This is a genomic window from Pantoea sp. CTOTU49201 (genome assembly GCF_032054795.1).
Classification (GTDB): Bacteria; Pseudomonadota; Gammaproteobacteria; order Enterobacterales; family Enterobacteriaceae; genus Pantoea; species Pantoea symbiotica.
Genome location: NZ_DAMBSA010000024.1, coordinates 1 through 21,843 on the forward strand (window position 1 = coordinate 1; position 21,843 = coordinate 21,843).

General features: G+C 55.6%; 21 protein-coding genes. 17 read left to right on the forward strand and 4 right to left on the reverse strand.

Translation table 11 applies throughout. The features are described 5' to 3' along the window. Nucleotides 1-797: dienelactone hydrolase family protein (locus RTY00_RS03290; RefSeq protein WP_312663386.1), on the reverse strand; the 797-nt coding region annotated here is incomplete at its 3' end. A gap of 302 nt (nt 798-1,099) precedes the next feature. Between RTY00_RS03290 and udp the strand changes: the two genes are divergently transcribed. From udp to tatD, 10 genes are all read left to right on the forward strand, one after another. Next, nucleotides 1,100-1,861 carry a uridine phosphorylase gene (udp, locus tag RTY00_RS03295; protein ID WP_008105797.1) on the forward strand — a complete coding sequence of 254 codons (762 nt, stop codon included), beginning with the start codon at nt 1,100-1,102 and terminating at the stop codon, nt 1,859-1,861. Between the two features lie 99 nt (nt 1,862-1,960). After that, the gene (locus RTY00_RS03300) at nt 1,961-3,232 is read left to right on the forward strand and encodes a tetratricopeptide repeat protein (protein ID WP_312663387.1); all 1,272 of its coding nucleotides are present in this window, start codon (nt 1,961-1,963) and stop codon (nt 3,230-3,232) included. Nucleotides 3,233-3,300: 68 nt separating this feature from the next. Next, nucleotides 3,301-4,812, forward strand: a complete 1,512-nt coding sequence (gene rmuC / locus RTY00_RS03305; protein ID WP_312663388.1) for a DNA recombination protein RmuC — start codon at nt 3,301-3,303, stop codon at nt 4,810-4,812. Nucleotides 4,813-4,887: 75 nt separating this feature from the next. Beyond that, nucleotides 4,888-5,646: a bifunctional demethylmenaquinone methyltransferase/2-methoxy-6-polyprenyl-1,4-benzoquinol methylase UbiE gene (gene ubiE, locus RTY00_RS03310; RefSeq protein ID WP_008105805.1), complete on the forward strand. Its 759-nt coding sequence runs from the start codon at nt 4,888-4,890 to the stop codon at nt 5,644-5,646. Between the two features lie 6 nt (nt 5,647-5,652). Continuing rightward, nucleotides 5,653-6,258 (forward strand): SCP2 domain-containing protein, encoded by a 606-nt coding sequence (locus RTY00_RS03315; RefSeq protein WP_008105807.1) that lies wholly within the window; start codon nt 5,653-5,655, stop codon nt 6,256-6,258. Beyond that, nucleotides 6,255-7,892 (forward strand): ubiquinone biosynthesis regulatory protein kinase UbiB, encoded by a 1,638-nt coding sequence (gene ubiB, locus RTY00_RS03320; RefSeq protein WP_061719383.1) that lies wholly within the window; start codon nt 6,255-6,257, stop codon nt 7,890-7,892. The genes RTY00_RS03315 and ubiB overlap by 4 nt, the downstream gene beginning before the upstream one ends. Before the next feature lie 110 nt (nt 7,893-8,002). Then, nucleotides 8,003-8,257, forward strand: coding sequence for a Sec-independent protein translocase subunit TatA (gene tatA / locus RTY00_RS03325; protein ID WP_008105810.1), 255 nt, complete (start codon nt 8,003-8,005; stop codon nt 8,255-8,257). Between the two features lie 2 nt (nt 8,258-8,259). Next, nucleotides 8,260-8,787 carry a Sec-independent protein translocase protein TatB gene (gene tatB / locus RTY00_RS03330; RefSeq protein ID WP_312663389.1) on the forward strand — a complete coding sequence of 176 codons (528 nt, stop codon included), beginning with the start codon at nt 8,260-8,262 and terminating at the stop codon, nt 8,785-8,787. A 2-nt stretch (nt 8,788-8,789) separates the two neighbouring features. Continuing rightward, complete coding sequence (tatC, locus tag RTY00_RS03335; RefSeq protein WP_008105814.1) at nt 8,790-9,548, forward strand: Sec-independent protein translocase subunit TatC; 759 nt, start codon at nt 8,790-8,792, stop codon at nt 9,546-9,548. A gap of 61 nt (nt 9,549-9,609) precedes the next feature. After that, the gene (gene tatD / locus RTY00_RS03340) at nt 9,610-10,392 is read left to right on the forward strand and encodes a 3'-5' ssDNA/RNA exonuclease TatD (RefSeq protein WP_312663390.1); all 783 of its coding nucleotides are present in this window, start codon (nt 9,610-9,612) and stop codon (nt 10,390-10,392) included. On the opposite strand, the gene rfaH is transcribed toward tatD, so the two are convergent. Beyond that, nucleotides 10,389-10,877: a transcription/translation regulatory transformer protein RfaH gene (gene rfaH / locus RTY00_RS03345; protein WP_008105818.1), complete on the reverse strand. Its 489-nt coding sequence runs from the start codon at nt 10,875-10,877 to the stop codon at nt 10,389-10,391. The two genes, tatD and rfaH, sit on opposite strands and share 4 nt — an antisense overlap. A 209-nt stretch (nt 10,878-11,086) precedes the next feature. Here rfaH and pepE point away from each other — a divergent pair, with 209 nt between their 5' ends. From pepE to fre, 3 genes are all read left to right on the forward strand, one after another. Next, nucleotides 11,087-11,818 carry a dipeptidase PepE gene (gene pepE, locus RTY00_RS03350; RefSeq protein ID WP_312663391.1) on the forward strand — a complete coding sequence of 244 codons (732 nt, stop codon included), beginning with the start codon at nt 11,087-11,089 and terminating at the stop codon, nt 11,816-11,818. A 73-nt stretch (nt 11,819-11,891) separates the two neighbouring features. Then, complete coding sequence (gene ubiD, locus RTY00_RS03355; RefSeq protein WP_008105823.1) at nt 11,892-13,376, forward strand: 4-hydroxy-3-polyprenylbenzoate decarboxylase; 1,485 nt, start codon at nt 11,892-11,894, stop codon at nt 13,374-13,376. Nucleotides 13,377-13,415: 39 nt separating this feature from the next. Further along, nucleotides 13,416-14,117 (forward strand): NAD(P)H-flavin reductase, encoded by a 702-nt coding sequence (fre, locus tag RTY00_RS03360; RefSeq protein ID WP_008105825.1) that lies wholly within the window; start codon nt 13,416-13,418, stop codon nt 14,115-14,117. Nucleotides 14,118-14,200: 83 nt separating this feature from the next. Here the strand turns inward: fre and fadA are convergent, their stop codons facing one another. After that, nucleotides 14,201-15,364, reverse strand: a complete 1,164-nt coding sequence (fadA, locus tag RTY00_RS03365; protein WP_312663392.1) for an acetyl-CoA C-acyltransferase FadA — start codon at nt 15,362-15,364, stop codon at nt 14,201-14,203. 10 nt (nt 15,365-15,374) lie between these two features. Then, a complete protein-coding gene (fadB, locus tag RTY00_RS03370; RefSeq protein WP_312663393.1) occupies nt 15,375-17,558 on the reverse strand; it encodes a fatty acid oxidation complex subunit alpha FadB in 2,184 nt (727 codons plus the stop codon). A gap of 186 nt (nt 17,559-17,744) precedes the next feature. Between fadB and pepQ the strand changes: the two genes are divergently transcribed. Genes pepQ through hemG form a run of 4 tightly spaced genes read left to right on the forward strand, consistent with a single transcriptional unit; the run spans nt 17,745 to nt 21,726 of the window. Further along, complete coding sequence (gene pepQ, locus RTY00_RS03375) at nt 17,745-19,076, forward strand: Xaa-Pro dipeptidase (RefSeq protein WP_312663394.1); 1,332 nt, start codon at nt 17,745-17,747, stop codon at nt 19,074-19,076. Beyond that, on the forward strand, nt 19,076-19,693 hold the full coding sequence (locus tag RTY00_RS03380) for an IMPACT family protein (RefSeq protein WP_312663395.1): 618 nt from the start codon (nt 19,076-19,078) through the stop codon (nt 19,691-19,693). The genes pepQ and RTY00_RS03380 overlap by 1 nt, the downstream gene beginning before the upstream one ends. A 27-nt stretch (nt 19,694-19,720) precedes the next feature. Then, nucleotides 19,721-21,172, forward strand: coding sequence for a Trk system potassium transporter TrkH (gene trkH / locus RTY00_RS03385; RefSeq protein WP_256698079.1), 1,452 nt, complete (start codon nt 19,721-19,723; stop codon nt 21,170-21,172). A 17-nt stretch (nt 21,173-21,189) separates the two neighbouring features. Further along, nucleotides 21,190-21,726 (forward strand): menaquinone-dependent protoporphyrinogen IX dehydrogenase, encoded by a 537-nt coding sequence (gene hemG, locus RTY00_RS03390; protein ID WP_312663396.1) that lies wholly within the window; start codon nt 21,190-21,192, stop codon nt 21,724-21,726. Nucleotides 21,727-21,843 lie beyond the last annotated feature (117 nt).

A 21,843-nucleotide genomic window follows, 5' to 3' on the forward strand; every position in this document is an offset into this window, starting at 1 on the left:
AGCATGCGTTGCCAGCCATCTTTGGCGGAATCAGCGTGATAACTGGCACGATAATCCGCATTGAAAGCATGTCCGGCATCCGGATATACCACGATCTCTGCTTTGGCATTGGCGGCGTGCAGCGCCTGACGCATCTTATCAATGCTCTCCAGCGGGATGCTCTCATCCTGACCACCGTAAAGTCCCAGCACTGGCGCATTCAGATCCACCGCAACATCAATCGGATGCTTCTGCTGCTTCAGCGTCTTCTCACCGTCTAAACGGCCATACCACGCCACCGCCGCGCGCACCTGCGGATTGTGCGCGGCAAACAGCCAGCTAATGCGTCCGCCCCAACAGAAACCGGTAATCGCCAGACGACGGATATCACCATCGTGGCGCGTGGCCCAGTTGGCCACATGATCAAGGTCGGACAACACCTGCGAATCCGGAACTTTGCTCACCAGCTCTTTGAACAGCGTGGGAATGTCGTTGTAATCGTTGGGATCGCCTTCACGGAAATAGAGTTCGGGCGCGATCGCCAGATAACCTTCAAGCGCCAGACGGCGGCAGACATCACGGATATGCTCGTGCACGCCGAAAATCTCCTGCACCACCAACACCACCGGCAAGGTGCCTTGATACTCTTTTGGTCGGGCATAATAAGCAGGCAGATTTTCGCCCTGGCTTGGAACCGAGGTCTCGCCAGCATGAATTGCGTCGCTGGTGGTAATAATGGTGCTGCTTGCGGTGGGCTGAACGGCGGGTGCAAAGCCGCCGGGTGCCGTTTTTTGTGCCATATTGTCTTCGGTTTTCATTGTTCTCTCCGTGCTAGCAAATGCGCAATCACGTAACTATAGCCTGGTGAAGTAAAGCAAGGCTGGCGTAAGGTGCAGAGGGATTTTTTTCACGTGTGCTGCTTCTCTATTAACATTGCCACCAACACTTACACAGCACCGCTTGTAGCAATTCAGAATTGCACAACACTGAAGTGTGATATGAATCACATAATGTTTTTCTGATAATGTAAGTTTCATTATTGATGGTGAATTGAGTCACATATTTATGCCGCCTGCTCACGTAGAGTGGCGCGCACATCCCCAATTATCAGGAGTCTGTTATGGCCCAGTCTGACGTTTTCCACCTTGGCATCACCAAAGCTGATTTGAAAGGAGCCACGTTGGCCATCGTGCCTGGCGATCCTGAGCGCGTGAAGAAAATCGCCGCGCTGATGGACAATCCACAGCATCTGGCTTCACACCGTGAATTCACCACCTACCTGGCCGAAGTGGATGGCAAACCGGTTGTGGTGTGCTCCACCGGCATCGGCGGACCTTCAACCTCGATTGCGGTTGAAGAGCTGGCACAGCTGGGCGTGCGCACCTTCCTGCGCGTTGGCACCACCGGCGCTATCCAGCCGCATATTAATGTGGGCGATGTGCTGGTCACCACCGCATCGGTGCGCCTCGACGGCGCCAGCCTGCACTTTGCGCCGATGGAATTCCCAGCCGTGGCTGATTTCACCTGCACCACCGCGCTGGTGGCAGCCGCAGAAGCGTGCGGCGCGAAAACCCACATTGGTATTACCGCTTCATCTGATACCTTCTATCCAGGCCAGGAACGCTACGATACCTTCTCCGGTCGCGTGGTGAATCGCTTCCAGGGATCGATGGAAGAGTGGCAGCAAATGGGCGTCCTTAACTATGAGATGGAATCCGCTACACTGTTAACCATGTGCGCCAGTCAGGGACTGCGTGCCGGCATGGTGGCGGGTGTCATCGTGAACCGTACGCAAAAAGAGATCCCGGATGCCGCGACCATGAAACAGACCGAAAGTGATGCGGTGAAAATTGTGGTTGAAGCCGCGCGTCGCTTAATTTAGTGCGCCAGTCAGGGATGAATTCGAGACCAGGCTTATAAGGATTCCAGCTATTTCCTGATTAGAATGCGCGCAATTTCAGCAGCTACTGAGAAATTTCTTATGCGCAAAATGGTTTCTGTCTCACGTCCCAATTTCATGAATAATCCCGCTACTGCACAATCACGCGTTGAAGGTGCAGCAGCGAGATTTCGCCAGGCGATGGCGGCGAATAACTATCCTCTTGCGCGTCAGTGCTGTGAAGAAGTGCTGCGCGTTTTGCCCAATCATATGCAGGTGCTGAGCGACTACGCGCTCACCCTGATGCGTGTCGGCGAATATAAAAAATCCTATAAAATTTACCAGAAGATCTATCAGGCTCCGGCCGCGCAGCGCGCGCAGGCGTCGGAAACCTGGCTGGATGGATTAACGGAAGTGTGTGGCTGGCTGAATAAAGAGGATGAGGTGGCGCGTTACGGCCTCGAATCACTGCAGAATTCCGATGTGACTTTCAGCAAAGGGGCGAAAGTGGCATTCCCTTCTGACGCACCACCGCCGATCAACCGCAACAATCCAGTAGAGAATATCATCTCCTTTAGCCTGTATGGCGGCCAGCCACGCTACTGCGAAACCTTGATTAAAAACATCGAAGTGGCGCGTGAGTTCTACCCTGACTGGATCTGCCGCATCTATCTTGACGACAGCGTGCCGCAACACGTCTGGCAGCGCCTGAAGCAACCAAACACCCAGTTAGTGGATATGTCGCACGAGAAAACCATCTTCCCAACGCTGTGGCGTTTCCTGGTGATGGACGATGCCAGCGTCAAACGCTATATCGTGCGTGACGCGGATTCCTTGCTGTCCGAGCGCGAAGTGGTGGCGGTCGATGCATGGCTGAACTCGCCGTATTGGTTCCATCATATGCGTGATTACTTCTCGCATACCGAGCTGCTGCTGGCGGGCATGTGGGGCGGCTGCCACGGCGTGTTCCACAATGTTGAACAGCAGATGCGCGACTTTATCGCCCAGTATGCCGGTAGCGAACGCTTCACCGATCAGTACTTCCTCAAAGTGGCGCTGTGGCCAACGGTACGCGAAAGCATATTGAATCATGACGATATTTTCCGCTTCCACCACGCACAACCATGGCCGGCACATCAGCCAATTCGCTGGCAAACCGACAGTTTCCACGTCGGCAGCAACGCCGGTTTTGCCAGCATGGCGGGCCTAGTTGAAAATGCTGATAACGGTTGGCAGCAGGTTGAGATCACCTATGACGGGAAAAGCTGGACCTATCCGGCCAAAATCCAGGGTGAAACCGAATGGGTGTTGCCGATGCCCTTCTTCCTGATTGATGCGTGGAAAGCGGGAGATCTAACAGTTAAAGCGCTTTAACATTCTTCTGGACATTCATACAGTACGCCTCTACCTTTTCCCTCAGCGAGACGATCCGCGGGGGGATTATGGATCAGCAACTTATCATTAGCGGCGCGCTGGCGCTGGCCGGTTTGGGCATTGGCTGGATCATCGCCCAACTGCGCGTCGGCCATCAGCACGCCAGCTTCACTACCGAGCGTCGCCTGCTGGAAGAGGCGCAGCAGCGTCAACAGCAGCAGCTCGAACAATTACAGCAGCAAATCCAGCAACGCGAACAGGAGATGCGCCAGCTGCACGGCGCGCTCAGCGGTGCGCAGGAACGTTTACAGCAGCTTGATTACTGGCGCGGCGAGAGTGAGCAGCTCAGCCGTGAGCTGCGCAATCAGCTGGAAGTGAACAGCGCGCAGGAAGCCGAACTGCGTGAAGTGACCATTCGTCTTGAAGAGACACGCTACGGTGCAGAAGAGAAGCAGCGACTGCTGACCAACAGCGAACAGCGTCTCAGCGCGCAGTTTGAAAATCTCGCCAACCGCATCTTTGAAAACAGCGGGCGGCGCGTCGATGAACAGAACCGTCAAAGTCTGAATAGCCTGATTGGCCCACTGCGTGAACAGCTGGACGGTTTCCGCCGTCAAGTGACTGATAGCTTTGGCGTGGAGGCGCGTGAGCGTCACACGCTGACTCACGAAATTCGCCAGTTGCAGCAACTTAATGCGCAGATGGCGCAGGAAGCGGTCAATCTTACTAAAGCACTGAAAGGCGACAATAAAATTCAGGGCAACTGGGGCGAAGTGGTGTTGGCCCGCGTGCTGGAAGCCTCTGGCTTGCGTGAAGGCTACGAATACCAAACGCAGGTCAGCGTGCAGCTGGAACAGCAGGGCAGGATGCAACCGGATGTGATCGTGCGTTTGCCGCAGGGCAAAGATGTGGTGATTGACGCCAAAATGACGCTGGTTGCCTACGAGCGCTACTTCAACGCCGATGATGAAGCCACGCGTGAGCAGGCGATTCAGGAGCACATTAGCGCCATGCGCGGACACATCCGCCTGCTGAGCCGTAAAGATTACCAACAATTGCCCGGTTTACGCTCTCTGGATTATGTGTTGATGTTTATCCCGGTGGAACCGGCGTTTCTGCTGGCTATCGATCGCCAGCCTGAGCTGATCAGCGAAGCATTACAGCAGAACATTATGCTGGTCAGTCCCACCACGTTGCTGGTGGCGCTGCGCACTATCAACAATCTCTGGCGTTATGAACACCAAAGCCGCAATGCACAGCGCATCGCCGACCGGGCAACGCGGCTGTACGACAAAATGCGGCTGTTTGTCGATGACATGAGCGGCATCGGCCACAATCTCGACAAAGCGCAGCAAAGCTATCATCAGGCGATGAAAAAGCTGTCTGAAGGGCGCGGCAACCTGATCGCGCAAAGTGAAGCTTTCCGTTCGCTTGGCGTGGAGATCAAACGTCCAATTAATCCGCAACTGGTTGAACAAGCGCAGCCGGAAGAGGCGGATGAAGATTGGGCAGATGATCGCACCGAGGATGAAAACGTTGCAGAACCAACAATAGACTCGCTGCGCCGCATCAATGAATAGCACGGTGGTCGCGTGCTCGTGTAGCGCGACTCTGATACACTTCGGCAAGAATTGTTTGTGGAACAGGTAAAACCGATGGCAGATGAATCACAGCAGGAAACTACCCATTTTGGCTTCCAGACCGTCGCGAAAAGCGAAAAGGCCGATAAAGTCGCGGACGTGTTTCACTCCGTCGCGGCAAAATATGACCTGATGAACGATTTGATGTCGTTTGGCATCCATCGTGTCTGGAAGCGTTTTACCATTGACAGCAGCGGCGTGCGCCGCGGTCAACGCGTGTTGGATCTGGCGGGTGGTACCGGCGATCTGACGGCAAAATTCTCACGTCTGGTGGGCGAAACCGGCCAGGTTGTGCTGGCAGACATCAACAGCTCGATGCTGAAGATGGGCCGCGAAAAGCTGCGTAATCTCGGCGTGTCGGGCAATGTCAGCTATGTGCAGGCCAACGCCGAAGCGTTGCCGTTCCCGGATAACTACTTCGATTGCATCACCATCTCCTTCGGCTTGCGTAACGTGACCGAAAAAGAGAAAGCGCTGGCATCGATGTTCCGCGTGCTGAAGCCAGGCGGACGTTTGCTGGTGCTGGAGTTCTCGAAGCCGCTGCTGGAGCCGCTCAGCAAAGCTTACGATACCTATTCATTCCATATTCTGCCGCGTATTGGTCAGCTGGTGGCGCAAGACGCTGAAAGCTATCGCTATCTGGCGGAGTCGATTCGTATGCATCCCGATCAGGAAACCCTGAAAGCGATGATGAACGATGCGGGCTTTGAAAATACCACCTACTTCAACATGACTGGCGGTATTGTCGCGCTGCATCGCGGATTTAAATTCTAATCCATCATGACTTTAACTCCTCTCATCACCGGCGGTCTTGAGACCGCCCTAAACCGTGTTCTCTATCGCGATCGCAGCCTGAAAGCCGCACGCCAGCGTTTGGCGGGCAAGGTATTGATGCTGCGTCTGCAAGAGCTCGATTTTCCTTTGGTGCTGGTGTTTAGCGAATCGCAACTCGATGTGCTGAGTGATTGGCAAGACAACAGCGACTGCACGGTGAGTTTGCGTGTCAGTACCTTGCCGAAACTGCGCGATCGCCAGCAGCTCACCAGCCTGATTCGTAGCGGTGAACTGGAGGTGGACGGCGACTTGCAGGTGGTACAGCAATTCTCCGCGCTGATGGATCTCGCCGAGCTGGATCCGGCGGAATATCTCGCGCCGTGGATTGGCGATATCGCCGCGCAAGGCGTCAGTCAGGCCGCGCAGCAGGCGCTGAAATTCGTGCAACAGCAGTTTACCCGCCGCCAGGATTATCTTGGTCAGGTGCTGACGGAAGAGTGGCGCGTTGCGCCGGGCGCACTGGAACTGGCATGGTTTTGCGAGGAAGTGGAAGCGATGGAACGTTCGCTCAATGCGTTTGAAACGCGTTTAGCACAGCTGGAGGCGAAATGACGCTGGGAGAAATTCGGCGCTTATACTTCATCATCAAGATCTTTCTGACTTACGGCCTTGATGAACTGATTCCCCGCATGCGCTTCACGCTGCTTTTACGCTTGTGGCGGCGCTGCATTTTCTGGATCCCCAATAAACATCAAGACGCTACCGCCGGCGTGCGCATCCGTTTAGCGATGGAACAACTGGGTCCGGTGTGGATCAAATTCGGTCAAATGCTCTCCACGCGCCGCGATCTATTCCCACCGGCCATTGCCGATGAGCTGGCGGTGCTGCAAGACCGCGTTGCGCCTTTTGATGGCGTCAAAGCCAAAGAGCAGATTGAAAAGTCGATTGGCGGCCCGGTGGAAACCTGGTTTGAAGACTTCGATATCAAACCGTTGGCGTCGGCGTCAATCGCACAGGTGCATACCGCCACGCTGAAATCCAATGGCCGCGCGGTGGTGATCAAAGTGATTCGTCCCGACATTCTGCCGGTGATCAGAGCCGATATGCGACTGATTTACCGTCTGGCGCGTTGGGTGCCGCGTTTGCTGCCAGATGGACGTCGTCTGCGTCCGGTGGAAGTGGTGCGTGATTACGAAAAGACCTTAATTGATGAGCTGAATCTGCTGCGTGAAGCGGCGAACGCCATTCAGCTGCGCCGTAACTTTGACCAGAGCCGCATGCTGTATGTGCCGGAAGTATTCTCGGATTATTGCAGCGAATCGATGATGGTGATGGAGCGTATTTACGGCATTCCTATCTCGGATATCGCCACGCTGGAGCAGCATGGCGTTAATATGAAACTGCTGGCCGAGCGCGGTGTGCAGGTGTTCTTCACTCAGGTGTTCCGCGACAGCTTCTTCCATGCTGACATGCATCCCGGCAATATCTTCGTTAGCTACGATCACCCGGAAGATCCGCAATACATCGGCATCGACTGCGGTATCGTCGGTTCGCTAAACAAAGAAGATAAGCGCTATCTGGCTGAGAACTTCATCGCCTTCTTTAACCGCGATTACCGCAAAGTGGCCGAACTGCATGTGGATTCGGGCTGGGTGCCGCCCGATACCAACGTCGAAGACTTTGAGTTTGCCATTCGTACCGTGTGTGAGCCGATTTTCGAAAAGCCGCTGGCTGAGATCTCGTTTGGTCACGTGCTGCTGAACCTGTTTAACACCGCGCGTCGCTTTAATATGGAAGTGCAGCCGCAGCTGGTGCTGCTGCAGAAGACGCTGTTGTATATCGAAGGGATTGGCCGCCAGCTCTATCCGCAGCTCGACCTGTGGAAAACCGCCAAGCCGTTCCTCGAAGATTGGATCAAAGATCAGATTGGTATCCCGGCGATTATGCGGGCGGTGAAAGAGAAAGCACCGTACTGGGCGGAGAAACTGCCGGAGTTGCCGGAGCTATTTTACGACAGCATGCGCCAGCACAAATTATTGAAGCACAGCGTCGATAAACTTGTCACCGATTTAAACGTACAGCGAACACGTAATCATCAGGCGCGCTATCTGTTTGGTGTAGGCGCTACACTGTTATTAAGTGGCACCGCCGTGCTGTTAAGTCGACCGGATTGGGATTTCTTCCCGGCACTATTAATGGCCGCTGGCATCGTCACCTGGCTTATTGGCTGGCGCAAGACAAACTGATTGTCTGCCTGGTACAAATCGCGTAATGTCGCAAGCTAAAGCCCGAAATCATACGGGCTTTCTGTGCGTTACAGTCAACAGTTTTTCACAGAATATTAGAGGCATATCTCATGGGCGGTATCAGTATTTGGCAATTGTTAATCATTGCCGTCATTGTTGTTCTTCTGTTCGGTACCAACAAGCTTCGCAACCTGGGTTCGGATTTAGGATCTTCCATTCGCGGCTTCAAAAAAGCCATGGGCGATGAAGACGATAAAAAGGATCAACCGAAAGAGCAGGACGCTGACTTCAACGCCAAAACTCTGGCAGACAAACAGCAAACCACGGCGACTAAAGACGACGCCCGGAACGACAAGCAGGTATAACTGTGTTCGACATTGGTTTTAGTGAACTGGTATTGGTGTTCGTGATCGGGCTGATTGTGCTTGGCCCGCAACGATTACCAGTTGCGGTGAAAACCGTCGTCGGCTGGATCAGAGCCATTCGCTCGCTGGCCGCGAATGTACAAAACGAACTGGCGCAAGAGCTGAAACTGCAGGAATTGCAGGACAGCCTGAAAAAGGTGGAAGAAGCGGGCCGTGGCACGCTGTCACCTGAGCTGAAAGAGTCGATGGAAGAACTGCGTAAAACCGCCGACTCGATGAAGCGTTCGGTACAGCAGAGTATCGATGTCGAAAAAGAGGAAGATGAAGCCAACACCATTCATCAGACTCAGCCAGCAGCAGCGCAGCCCGCCACTTCACCTGCGGTCACGCCTGCCTCAGCGGAACATCAAACCAGTGCACCCGCACAGGCTCCGCAGCCAGACAACATCGCTTCAGAAGCAGAAACCCATCCCGTCGCCAGTGCTCCTGAAAGCACCGCGAAGATTTCTCTCGTAAAAGATGAACGATAAACATGGCCGTTGAAGATACCCAACCGCTCATTAGCCATTTGATTGAGCTGCGCAAGCGTTTGTTGAATTGCATCATCGCTGTTTTAGTCATCTTTTTGTGCCTGGTCTATTTCGCGAATGATATCTACCATCTGGTCGCGGCACCGTTGATTAGCCAGATGCCAGCCGGGGCGAGCATGATCGCCACCGACGTGGCATCGCCGTTCTTCACGCCGATCAAGCTCACCATTATCGTTTCGGTGTTTCTGGCCGTGCCGGTGATTTTGTATCAGGTGTGGGCGTTTGTGGCGCCTGCGCTCTACCGCCACGAGCGCAAACTGGTGATGCCGTTGCTGTTCTCCAGTACGCTGCTGTTTTACGTTGGCGTGGCGTTTGCCTATTTCATCGTGTTCCCGCTGGCGTTTGGCTTCTTCGCCAAAACCGCGCCGCAAGGCGTGACCATCGCAACGGATATCACCAACTACCTCGACTTCGTCATGACGATTTTCATGGCGTTTGGTGTGGCGTTTGAGGTGCCGATTGCGATTGTGCTGCTGTGCTGGACCGGCATTACGTCACCTGAAGATTTGAAGAAGAAACGTCCTTATATGTTGGTTGGCGCGTTCGTGGTTGGGATGTTGCTCACACCGCCGGATGTTTTCTCGCAAACTTTGCTCGCTATTCCGATGTACTGCCTGTTTGAAGTCGGCGTATTCTTCTCCCGCTACTATGTGGGTAAAGGACGTCAGTCTTCGGATGAGGAACACAACACCGAATCCTGATGTCTTCGGTAAGATGCATCTAAACCGCCCCGCTGGGCGGTTTTTTTATTGGGGAGAAAACATGTTTGATATCGGTGTAAACCTGACCAGCACGCAATTCGCAAAAGATCGCGATCAGGTGGTAAAACGTGCGCGCGAAGCAGGCGTCACCGGCCTGTTAATTACCGGCACCAATGCATTAGAGAGCCAGCAAGCACGCCAACTGGCTGCGCAACATGCAGGATATTGCTGGTCAACCGCTGGCGTCCATCCGCACCATGCCAGTGAATGGTCGGCAGAAACCGCGAATACCTTACGTCGCCTGGCGGAAAGCGAGCAGGTGGTCGCGATTGGCGAATGTGGCCTGGATTTCAATCGTAATCTTTCGGCCCACGATCAGCAGGAATACGCCTTCGATGCGCAGCTGGCGTTGGCCGCTGAGCTGCAATTGCCGGTGTTTTTGCATTGCCGTGAAGCGCACGATCGTTTTGTCGCGGTGCTTGAGCCGTGGCTGCCAAAACTGGTGGGCGCAGTCGTTCACTGCTTTACCGGTACGCGTGACGAACTGCAAGCGTGTCTGGCGCTGGGATTGTCGGTGGGCATTACCGGTTGGGTGTGCGACGAACGTCGCGGTATGGAACTGCGTGAATTGCTGCCGCTGATTCCGGCTGAGCGCCTGTTACTGGAAACCGACGCACCGTATTTACTGCCGCGCGATATGCATCCGCGTCCCACTTCGCGCCGCAATGAGCCGTGCTTCCTGCCGCATATTGTGCAGCAGGTGGCGAACTGGCGTGGCGAAGAAGCAGAAGCGCTAGGTGCGCAGGTTAATCTCAACGCGCGTCAGCTGTTTAAACTCGTTTAGAGTTTACGGAACTGCTTGTTATCCACGCTGCGCATCACCTGTTTGTTCAGCATGTTGAGCAGCAGAACGGAGCGCGTTTCACCATCCGGCTCGGCAAAAATGGCGCGCAGCCCTTCGAAAGTGCCATCGGTGATGATCACTTCATCACCGCTCTGCGGAGTTTCCGGATCGAGCACGATCTGCGGCGCGTCGGTTTGCAGCGCTTCGATCACATCATGCGATACGGTGGCCGGCATGGTGCCAAAGCGCACGAAGTGGCTGACGCCGCGCGTGCTGCTGATGGTGGTGGTGTGAATCGCTTCGGGATCGAACTCGATAAACAGATAGTTGGGGAACAGCGGCTCACTCACGGTGGTGCGTTTACCGCGCACAATCTTCTCCAGAGCGATCATTGGGCTGAGGCAATTCACCTCTTGCCGCTCAAGATGCTCTTTCGCGCGCAACAGTTGTCCACGTTTGCAATAGAGTAAGTACCAGGATTCCATAACCGCTCCCAAATAATGGACGCTAAGAATATCAAATCAGTTGTCAGAGTTATAGCGCATCGGCGGGTGGAAACCGGGCGCTGAAAACAATTTCACTACGATTTATCCGATTGATGCGGCTTATTTACGCTTTCTTGCAAGAAAATTGACGGCTGACGACCATCTGTATCAGACTCCATCCCCATCTTTCGATTGAAAAGGAGTGGCTGATGGAACTGTTCCTGTTGAGTAACGGCAAAGTGGCTGACGATGCGCCGCTGTTAGGTTACGCCCACCCGCAGCTGCACGCGATGATTGCCCAGCGCGGAATCACCTCGGCGGTGCTGGTGCCGTACGCGATTATTCGTGGCGATCACGCGCAGCGCGCGCAGGATTTATCCGCATCGTTAGGCATAGAAGTGCGCACCGTGCACGAGTTCGCATCGCCCGTTGCGGCGATTGAACAAGCTGAGCTGATTCTGGTGAGCGGCGGAAATACCTGGTTCCTCAATCAAATGCTGCATGAGCATGGCTTGATCGTCGCCATTCAACGCGCGGTGCGTGAGCGTGATGTTCCGTACGTCGGCTGGAGCGCCGGTTGCAATGTGGCAACGCCTTCTATTCGTACCACCAACGACATGCCGGTGCGCAGCAGCGTGGTGTTGCCTGCGCTTGGCCTGTTCCCGGTGCAGATCAATCCGCATTATCTTGATGCGTACGTCAGTGGCCACATGGGCGAAACGCGTGATGAACGTCTGGCCGAGTTCTGTGCCGTTAATCCGCATGAATCGGTGATTGCGCTGCGCGAAGCCAGCTTCCTGCACGTGAGCGAGAATCGCCTGCGTTACTACAGCGCACGCGGCGAAGACTTCAAAGTGTTCCGCCACGGCGAGCCGATTGCCGCTTATCACGATGTATTGGCGATTCAGTCGCTGGTGCCGTTTTCCTGTCAGCCTGCCTGACGCAAAACCTCAACATGTCAGCGTGAAACGCCCCTATAATGGCGCTTCACTCTGGCCGGAAAGCTAAAGCCGCATGAAATATCAGGATTTACGAGACTTCCTCGCATTGCTGGAACAGCGTGGCGAGTTAAAGCGCATCACTCAGGAGATCGATCCTGAGTTAGAGATGACTGAAATTGCCGATCGCACGCTGCGCGCCGGCGGCCCGGCGCTGCTGTTCGAAAACCCGAAAGGCTACGATATGCCGGTGCTGTGTAATCTGTTTGGCACACCGAAACGCGTGGCGATGGGCATGGGCCAGGAAGAGGTTAGTGCGCTGCGCGAAGTCGGCAAGCTGCTGGCGTTCCTGAAAGAGCCGGAACCGCCAAAAGGCTTCCGCGATCTGTTCGATAAGATGCCGCAATTCAAGCAAGTGCTGAACATGCCGACCAAGCGCCTGCGCAATGCGCCGTGCCAGGAAGAGATTTTCAGCGGCGATGAAGTCGATCTGTCGCGCATCCCGGTGATGAAATGCTGGCCGGGCGATGCTGCGCCGCTGATTACGTGGGGATTAACCGTCACGCGCGGCCCGCATAAAGAGCGACAGAATCTGGGCATCTATCGCCAGCAGGTGATCGGCAAGAACCGCGTGATTATGCGCTGGCTGTCGCATCGCGGCGGTGCGCTGGATTTCCAGGAGTGGTGTAAAGCGCATCCGGGCGAACGTTTCCCGGTGTCGGTAGCGCTGGGCGCCGATCCAGCCACCATCCTCGGCGCGGTAACGCCGGTGCCGGATACGCTTTCCGAATACGCCTTTGCCGGTTTGCTGCGCGGGAATAAAACCGAAGTGGTGAAGTGCGTTTCGAATGAACTCGAAGTGCCGGCCAGCGCGGAAATCGTGCTGGAAGGATACATCGAGCCGGGCGATGTCGCGCCGGAAGGTCCGTACGGCGACCACACAGGCTACTACAATGAAGTAGACAGCTTCCCGGTGTTTACCGTGACGCACGTAACGCAACGTCGCAACCCGATTTATCATTCAACCTACACCGGACGTCCACCGGATGAACCGGCGGTGCTGGGCGTGGCGCTCAATGAAGTGCTGGTGCCGATTCTGATCAAGCAGTTCCCGGAGATCGTGGATTTCTATCTGCCGCCGGAAGGCTGCTCTTATCGCCTCGCGGTCGTGACGATCAAGAAACAGTATGCGGGTCACGCTAAGCGCGTGATGTTCGGCGTGTGGTCGTTCCTGCGTCAGTTCATGTACACCAAGTTCGTGATTGTATGCGATGACGACGTCAACGCGCGCGACTGGAATGATGTGATTTGGGCGATCACCACGCGCATGGATCCGGCGCGCGATACGGTGCTGGTTGAGAACACGCCGATCGATTATCTCGACTTCGCCTCGCCGGTTTCCGGCTTAGGCTCGAAGATGGGACTTGATGCGACCAATAAGTGGCCGGGCGAAACCACGCGCGAGTGGGGCACGCCGATTGTGAAAGATCCGGCGGTGACCGCGCGCATTGACGCCATTTGGGATGAGTTAGCTATCTTTGCCGAGCCGCCGCAGCGCTAACGGCGGCAGACCAATTAGACCCGAAGAAAAAGGGAACGCATGACAACGTTAAGCTGCAAAGTGACTTCGGTTGAAGCGATTACGGACACGGTTTACCGCGTTCGTTTAATTCCGGCGGCGGATTTTAACTTCCGCGCAGGACAGTATTTGATGGTGGTGATGGATGAGCGCGATAAGCGCCCGTTTTCCCTGGCTTCTACGCCAATGGAAAAGGACATCATTGAGCTGCACATCGGCGCATCGGATCTCAATCTCTACGCGATGGCGGTGATGGACCGCATCAAGAACGATCGCCAGATTACCGTCGATATGCCGCACGGCGATGCCTGGCTGCGTGAAGACAGTGAGCGTCCGATCATTCTGATTGCGGGCGGTACCGGCTTCTCCTATGCGCGTTCTATTCTGCTGACCGCGCTGGCACAGAAACCCGATCGCGAGATAGCGATTTACTGGGGCGGCCGTGAGTTGATGCATCTGTACGATCTGGATGAGCTGAATGCGCTGGCGGTTAAACATCCGAACCTGAAAGTGATTCCGGTGGTGGAACAACCGGCAGATGACTGGACCGGGCGCAGCGGCACGGTGCTGACGGCGGTGATGCAGGATTTCGCATCGCTCAGCGAGCACGATATCTATATTGCCGGTCGTTTTGAGATGGCGAAGATCGCGCGTGAGCGTTTCTGTGCTGAGCGCGGCGCGCTGGAAGCGCAGATGTTCGGCGATGCGTTTGCGTTTATCTGATGGTCGCCATCAACGGCAACCCTACGACGAACAGCCATAAAAAACCCGCCCGAAAGGGCGGGAACACGTACAACATTAACGTATTAAACCCGTTCGAACACCGTGGCGATGCCCTGGCCTAAGCCAATGCACATGGTCGCCAGACCAAATTGCGCATCGCGACGTTCCATCAGATTCAGCAGCGTGGTACTGATACGCGCACCGGAACATCCCAGCGGATGACCGAGCGCAATCGCGCCGCCATTCAAATTCACTTTCTCATCCAGCTGTTCCAGCAAGCCCATGTCCTTGATGCACGGCAGCGCCTGTGCGGCAAAAGCCTCGTTGAACTCGAACAGGTCGATATCCTGCACGCTGAGTCCGGCACGCTTGAGCGCTAGCTTGCTGGCGGGAACCGGACCGTAGCCCATAATCGACGGATCGCAGCCGACCACTGCCATGCTGCGAATTCGCGCGCGCGGCGTCAGACCGAGTTCACGTGCGCGGCTTTCGCTCATGATCAGCATCGCCGCTGCGCCGTCGGAGAGCGCGGAGGAGCTGCCTGCAGTCACGGTACCGTTAACCGCATCGAACGCCGGGCGCAGCGCAGCCAATCCTTCGAGGCTGGTCTCTTCGCGAATCACTTCGTCGCTCTCAAAACGTTTCAACACGCCATCGGCGTCGTGGCCGTAGGTGGCCACAATCTCACGCTTGAAGTCGCCGCGTTGGGTTGCCGCCCAGGCGCGCTGGTGTGAACGCAATGCGAAAGCATCCTGCTGCTCACGCGTGATGTGATGCATGCGCGCCAGCATCTCGGCGGTTAACCCCATCATGCCCGCCGCTTTCGCCACCGTGCGACCCAGGCCCGGATGGAAATCCACACCGTGGCTCATCGGCACGTGGCCCATATGCTCGACGCCGCCAATCAGGCAGCTGTGCGCATCGCCAACCATAATGGCGCGCGCCGCGTCATGCAGCGCCTGCATCGACGAACCGCACAGGCGGTTGACGGTGCTGGCAGGCACGCGATGCGGGATCTCCGCCAGCAGCGCGGCGTTACGTGCAATGTTGAAGCCTTGCTCCAGCGTCTGCTGCACGCAGCCCCAGATAATGTCGTCCAGCGTGGCGGGATCGACCGCCGGATTGCGGCTCAGCAGCTCGCGCATCAAATGCGCCGAGAGATCTTCTGCGCGCACCTGGCGAAACGCACCGCCTTTGGAGCGGCCCATCGGCGTGCGGACCGCATCAACAATGACTACTTTTTCCATTTTCATTACCTCAGGCACTTTGCAGCGCCGCTTCGTCAATCGGTTGCACCGCGGGATACCAGCTATGATGCTGATGGGCTTTTTGCAACAGCAGCTCCGGCAGCGCATACAGCGGGCCGAGCGCGGTATAACGTTTGGCCTGATCAAGCACGTTGCTGTTGCCCAGCGTATCCATGTAGCGGAACGCGCCGCCACGGAACGGCGGGAAGCCTAAACCGTACACCAGCGCCATATCGGCTTCGGCCGGTGAAGCGATGATCTTCTCTTCGAGGCAGCGCACCACTTCGTTGAGCATCGGCAGCATCATGCGGTTGGCGATCTCGTCATCGCTGAACACACGCTTAGGCTGGCAAATCGGTTCCAGCAGCGCATCGACAGCTGCATCGGCTTTCTTCTGCGCTTTGCCTTTTTTATCCTGCTCCCAGCGGTAAAAGCCCTGACCGTTTTTCTGGCCGTAACGTTTGGCTTCGAACAGCACGTCGATCGCGTCGCGGTAATCTTTCTGCATGCGAGACGGGAAACCTTGCGCCATCACTTGTTGAGCGTGGTGCGCGGTATCAATGCCGACCACATCCAGCAGCCATGCTGGACCCATCGGCCAGCCGAACTGTTTTTCCATCACTTTATCGACCTGACGGAAATCCGCGCCGTCGCGCAGCAGCAGGCTGAAAGCGGCAAAGTAGGGGAACAGCACGCGGTTCACAAAGAAGCCGGGACAGTCATTCACCACAATCGGCGTCTTGCCCATTTTGCTCGCCCAGGCCACCACTTTGCTGAGGGTCGCTTCGGAGGTTTTCTCACCGCGAATCACTTCGACCAGCGGCATACGCGGCACCGGATTGAAGAAGTGCATGCCGCAGAAGTTTTCCGGACGTTTTAAGGCTTGCGCCAGTTGGCTAATCGGAATGGTTGAAGTGTTGGAGGCGAGAATGGCGTCATCGCGCAGATGCTGTTCGGTTTCTGCCAGCACTTTGGCTTTGATCTGCGGATTTTCCACTACCGCTTCCACCACTACGTCGGTGCGTTCGAATCCGGCGTAATCCAGCGTCGGCTGAATGGTGGTGAGTACGCTGGCCAGTTTGGCGCCGTCAATTTTGCCGCGCTCCAGCTGTTTGTTCAGCAGCTTGCTGGCTTCGGTCATGCCCAGCGTTAACGCCTGCGGATTGATATCTTTCATCATCACCGGCACGCCTTTCCATGCCGATTGATAAGCAATGCCGCCGCCCATAATACCTGCGCCTAGTACTGCGGCTTGCTGCGGCGCACCGGCCGCGCTGCTGTGCTTCTTCGCCAGGCCTTTGACGTACTGATCGTTCAGGAAGATACCGACCAGCGCACGCGCCACATCGCTCTGCGCCAGCGGTACAAAAGCGGCGGTTTCCAGCTTCAGCGCATCATCACGTCCGAGGCTGGCGGCGGCTTCAATGGTTTTCACGGCGGTAATCGGTGCCGGATAGTGTTTGCCTGCGGTTTGCAGCACCATGCTTTTGGCGATGGTGAAGCTCATGGCGGCTTCAATCGGGCTGAGTTTCAGCGGCGCCAGCTTTGGCGCGCGGCGTGCCTGCCAGTTGCCTTGCACAATGGCGTCCTGCAATACGGTTAGCGCGGCGTCACGTAGTTTGTCGCTGCTGACCACCGCATCCACCAAACCGAGTTTCAGGGCGCTGTTGCCATCAACATCTTTACCGGCGGCGATGATTTCCATCGCGCTATCGGCACCCAGCAAACGCGGCAAACGCACGCTGCCGCCAAAGCCTGGCATGATGCCCAGTTTGGTTTCCGGCAGGCCGATGCGCGCAGTGGGCGTGGCAACGCGGAAGTCGGTTGCCAGTATGCATTCACAACCGCCGCCCAGCGCATAGCCGTCGATAGCGGCCACGGTTGGCACCGGCAAATCCTCTAAGCGATTGAAGATGCTGTTAGCAAACGCCAGCCACTGACTCAGTTTCTCTTCTGGCGCGTCAAACAGCGACAGGAATTCTGTGATGTCAGCACCGACGATAAATGCCGGTTTGGCCGACGAGAGCAGCAGACCGCGCAGCGCGGGTTGCTGTTCTAATACGCTTAATGCCTCGCCCAATGAGGCAACGGTTTTGGTATCGAGTTTGTTCACCGAACCGGGCGCATCGAAAACCAGCTCGGCGATGCCGTCGTCAAGCCAGTGAACTGAAAGGGTATCGCCTTGGTAGAGCATGTCCGTCTCCTGAAACCGCGAAAGTTGATCTGGTCATACCAGATGAGTTGGAGTGTGAGTCTGATGTTAATTATTTGCAAACGAGAGTTTGCTTATTTGATACAACGATCACAGCGTGTGCAGCACGGCATCGCTTACACGGCTGTGCTACACTGCGGCCACTTTCGCGACATTGGAGACAAGTCCATGGATTCACTGAAAACCCTGTATCACGCGCACATCAATACGCTGCAGCAGCGAGCGCAGCAGGTGTTGGCTCGCTTTAAGCTTGATGCCATGCTGATTCATTCCGGCGAGCTGCTGACCGTTTTTCTCGACGATCACGACTATCCGTTTAAGGTGAATCCCCAGTTCAAAGCGTGGGTGCCGGTGACGCAGGTGCCAAACTGCTGGTTATGGATTGATGGCGTGAATAAACCCAAGCTGTGGTTCTATTCACCGGTAGATTACTGGCACAACGTTGAGCCGCTGCCCAACAGCTTCTGGACCAACGATGTGGACGTGATTGGCCTGAAGAGTGCCGATGAGATCGCGCAGTTGCTGCCTGCACAGCGCGAAAACGTGGCCTATATCGGTCCGGTGCCATCACGTGCTTCACAGCTCGGTATTAACAGCGAGCAGGTGAACCCGAAAGGTGTGATCGATTTCCTGCATTATCATCGCAGTATCAAAACTGAGTACGAACTGGCGTGTATGCGTGAAGCGCAGAAGCTGGCGGTGGCGGGTCATCGCGCGGCCAAAGAGGCGTTCTTCTCGGGTATGAGCGAGTTCGATATCAATATCGCCTATCTGACCGCAACCGGCCATCGCGATACCGATGTGCCTTACGGCAACATCATCGCGCTGAATGAACATGCCGCAGTGCTGCATTACACCAAACTGGATCATCAGCCGCCGGCCAAACGCCACAGCTTCCTGATTGACGCCGGTGCGGAATATCTCGGTTATGCCGCTGACCTGACGCGCAGCTATGCGGCGCAGAGCAAATCGCGCTATGCCGAAATGGTTGCGGCGATGAACAAGGAAGAGCTGGCGCTGATCGCTACTTTGAAAGCTGGCGTGCGCTATACCGATTATCATCTGCAGATGCATCAGCGCATTGCGCGTCTGCTGCTGAAGTTCGAATTGGTGAAAGGCCTGACCGAAGAGACGCTGGTGGCGGAAGATTTAACCGGTCCGTTTATGCCGCATGGCCTTGGACATCCGCTTGGCCTGCAGGTGCACGACGTGGCTGGCTTTATGCAGGACGACAACGGCACGCATCTGGCGGCACCGTCGCAGTATCCGTATTTGCGTTGTACGCGCGTGCTGGAACCTGGCATGGTGCTGACTATCGAACCGGGCTTCTATATTATCGATTCGCTGCTGGCGAAGCTGCGCGGCGGCAAGTTCAGTCAATACTTTGACTGGGCGGCAATCGATGCACTGAAACCGTACGGCGGTATTCGTATCGAGGATAACGTGGTGATCCACGCTAATCGCATTGAAAACATGACGCGCGATCTGCACCTTGCCTGATGGATGCTTACGATATTCCCGCTGAGGCCGTGAGTCTCAGCGAGGAAACCATCAAGAGAAGCCGCTTCATTACCTTGCTGGCGCACACGGCGGGCGTGGAAGCGGCGCGCGCGTTTGTGCAGCAGGTGAAGCAGGAACATCCCACCGCGCGGCATCACTGCTGGGCGTGGGTAGCGGGTGCGCCGGATGATTCGCAGCAGTTGGGTTTCTCCGATGATGGTGAACCATCCGGCACCGCCGGCAAACCGATGCTGGCTCAGTTGATGGGCAGCGGTGTCGGTGAGATCACTGCGGTGGTGGTGCGTTATTATGGTGGCATTATGCTGGGCACCGGCGGACTGGTTAAAGCATATGGTGGCGGCGTACAGCAAGGGCTGAAGCAACTGGCGCGTCAGCGTAAAGTGCCGATGGAATCTTTTACCCTGCAATGCGATTACGCCCAACTCAGCGACATCGAGCGCCTGCTGCAGCGTTTTGACGGCATTATAGAAGAGAGCCATTATCAGGATCGTATTGCGCTGCGTTTAGCATTGCCGCATGCGCAGATTGATGGCTTTCGCCAAAACCTCTCTGATTACAGCCGGGGCGCGCTGACGCTCATCCCGCTGACAAACTAAAAGCTTCTGTTTAAAGGAAACGGCTGAATGCATTTTCGCGCCATTACCCGCATCGTGGGCCTGCTGGTGATTCTGTTCTCGGTGACCATGATTTTACCGGGCCTCGTCGCCTTGATTTACCGTGATGGTGCCGGGCGCGCATTCAGTCAGACCTTTATGATGGCAATCGTCATCGGTTCGCTGCTGTGGTGGCCTAACCGCAAGCAGAAAAGCGAACTCAAGCCGCGCGAAGGCTTCCTCATTGTGGTGCTGTTCTGGACCGTGCTGGGCAGCGTCGGTGCGATGCCATTTATCTTCGCCGAGCAGCCGCATCTTTCAATTACCGATGCGTTCTTTGAATCCTTCTCTGGCCTGACTACCACCGGCGCCACCACGCTGGTGGGGCTGGATACGTTGCCGAAAGCGATTCTGTTCTATCGTCAGATGCTGCAATGGCTCGGCGGGATGGGGATCATTGTGCTGGCGGTGGCGATTCTACCGATTCTGGGCGTAGGTGGCATGCAGCTGTATCGCGCTGAAATGCCGGGTCCGCTGAAAGATAACAAGATGCGCCCGCGTATTGCGGAAACAGCGAAAACGCTGTGGCTGATCTATGTGTTGCTCACCGTCGCATGCGCGGTGGCGCTGTGGCTGGCGGGCATGCCGATGTTTGATGCTATCGGCCATAGCTTCTCGACTATCGCGATTGGCGGGTTTTCAACCCATGATGCCAGCATCGGCTACTTTAATAGCCCAACCATCAATACCATCGTCGCGGTATTTCTGCTGATATCGGGCTGTAACTATGGCCTGCACTTCTCTTTATTAAGTGGTCGCAACCTGAAAGTGTACTGGCGCGATCCCGAATTCCGCATGTTTATTGGTGTACAACTGACCTTAGTGCTGATCTGTACCATCGTGCTGTGGTTCCACAATGTGTACGCCAGCGGCTGGCAAACGCTGAATCAAGCGTTTTTCCAGGTGGTTTCGATGGCAACAACGGCCGGTTTTACCACTGACAGCATTGCACGCTGGCCGCTGTTCCTGCCGGTGCTGCTGCTGTGTTCGGCCTTTATCGGCGGCATGGCGGGTTCTACGGGCGGCGGATTGAAGGTGATCCGCATTCTGCTGCTGTTCAAACAGGGTTCGCGTGAGCTGAAGCGTTTGGTGCACCCGAATGCGGTTTACACCATCAAACTGGGTAATCGCGCGTTGCCGGAACGTATCCTCGAAGCGGTGTGGGGGTTCTTCTCAGCTTATGCGCTGGTGTTCTTGCTCAGCATGCTGGCCATCATCGCCACCGGCGTGGATGACTTCTCTGCTTTTGCTGCCGTGGCCGCGACTCTGAATAACCTCGGGCCCGGTTTGGGTGTCGTGGCAGACAACTTCACTTCAATGAATGATGTCGCGAAGTGGATTTTGATTTTGACCATGCTGTTTGGACGTCTTGAAGTGTTCACGCTGCTGGTGCTGTTCACGCCGACCTTCTGGCGCGAATAATAAAATAGGATTGAGTAATGAAAGCGTTGATTCTGTATTCCAGCCGCGATGGGCAAACCCGTGACATTGCCGCGCGCATTGCGCAGACGTTAGTGCCGCATCAACTGTGTGACGTGATCGATCTACTGGAGGCAAACCAGATTGATTGGTTGCAGTACGATCGCGTGCTGATTGGTGCTTCGATCCGTTACGGTCATTTCAATCCGGTATTGCTCAAGTTTGTTACGCAGAACAAAGCTCAGTTGCAGCAGCGCGTAAGCGGCTTCTTTAGTGTCAATCTCACTGCGCGCAAAGCCGATAAGTGCACGCCAGAGACTAATGCATATACGCGTAAGTTCCTGGAGCAGTCACCGTGGCAACCCGATTGCTGTGCAGTATTCGCTGGCGCGTTGCGTTATCCACGTTATCGCTGGTTTGATCGCGTCATGATTCAATTCATTATGCGTATGACCGGCGGCGAAACCGATGCATCGAAAGAAGTTGAATACACCGATTGGAATAAAGTGGCGCTTTTTGCCCAGGATTTTGCACAGTTACCAGGCAAATCGTTGTGAAATACAGCGTTGTGGCGAAATTTAGGTCGAACAGTAATTTATTTGCAATAAACCCTTGTCACCTCCGAATAACTCCCTATAATGCGCCACCACTGAGACGGCAAAGCGGCAACGCAG

Coding starts and splice junctions, on each gene's coding strand:
- trkH (WP_256698079.1), top strand. CDS start 19,721: ATGCATTTTCGCGCCATTACCCGCATCGTGGGCCTGCTGGTGATTCTG.
- ubiD (WP_008105823.1), top strand. CDS start 11,892: ATGAAATATCAGGATTTACGAGACTTCCTCGCATTGCTGGAACAGCGT.
- ubiB (WP_061719383.1), top strand. CDS start 6,255: ATGACGCTGGGAGAAATTCGGCGCTTATACTTCATCATCAAGATCTTT.
- RTY00_RS03300 (WP_312663387.1), top strand. CDS start 1,961: ATGCGCAAAATGGTTTCTGTCTCACGTCCCAATTTCATGAATAATCCC.
- rmuC (WP_312663388.1), top strand. CDS start 3,301: ATGGATCAGCAACTTATCATTAGCGGCGCGCTGGCGCTGGCCGGTTTG.
- tatC (WP_008105814.1), top strand. CDS start 8,790: ATGGCCGTTGAAGATACCCAACCGCTCATTAGCCATTTGATTGAGCTG.
- hemG (WP_312663396.1), top strand. CDS start 21,190: ATGAAAGCGTTGATTCTGTATTCCAGCCGCGATGGGCAAACCCGTGAC.
- fre (WP_008105825.1), top strand. CDS start 13,416: ATGACAACGTTAAGCTGCAAAGTGACTTCGGTTGAAGCGATTACGGAC.
- tatA (WP_008105810.1), top strand. CDS start 8,003: ATGGGCGGTATCAGTATTTGGCAATTGTTAATCATTGCCGTCATTGTT.
- fadB (WP_312663393.1), bottom strand. CDS start 17,558: ATGCTCTACCAAGGCGATACCCTTTCAGTTCACTGGCTTGACGACGGC.
- rfaH (WP_008105818.1), bottom strand. CDS start 10,877: ATGGAATCCTGGTACTTACTCTATTGCAAACGTGGACAACTGTTGCGC.
- tatD (WP_312663390.1), top strand. CDS start 9,610: ATGTTTGATATCGGTGTAAACCTGACCAGCACGCAATTCGCAAAAGAT.
- pepQ (WP_312663394.1), top strand. CDS start 17,745: ATGGATTCACTGAAAACCCTGTATCACGCGCACATCAATACGCTGCAG.
- ubiE (WP_008105805.1), top strand. CDS start 4,888: ATGGCAGATGAATCACAGCAGGAAACTACCCATTTTGGCTTCCAGACC.
- RTY00_RS03380 (WP_312663395.1), top strand. CDS start 19,076: ATGGATGCTTACGATATTCCCGCTGAGGCCGTGAGTCTCAGCGAGGAA.
- fadA (WP_312663392.1), bottom strand. CDS start 15,364: ATGGAAAAAGTAGTCATTGTTGATGCGGTCCGCACGCCGATGGGCCGC.
- pepE (WP_312663391.1), top strand. CDS start 11,087: ATGGAACTGTTCCTGTTGAGTAACGGCAAAGTGGCTGACGATGCGCCG.
- RTY00_RS03315 (WP_008105807.1), top strand. CDS start 5,653: ATGACTTTAACTCCTCTCATCACCGGCGGTCTTGAGACCGCCCTAAAC.
- udp (WP_008105797.1), top strand. CDS start 1,100: ATGGCCCAGTCTGACGTTTTCCACCTTGGCATCACCAAAGCTGATTTG.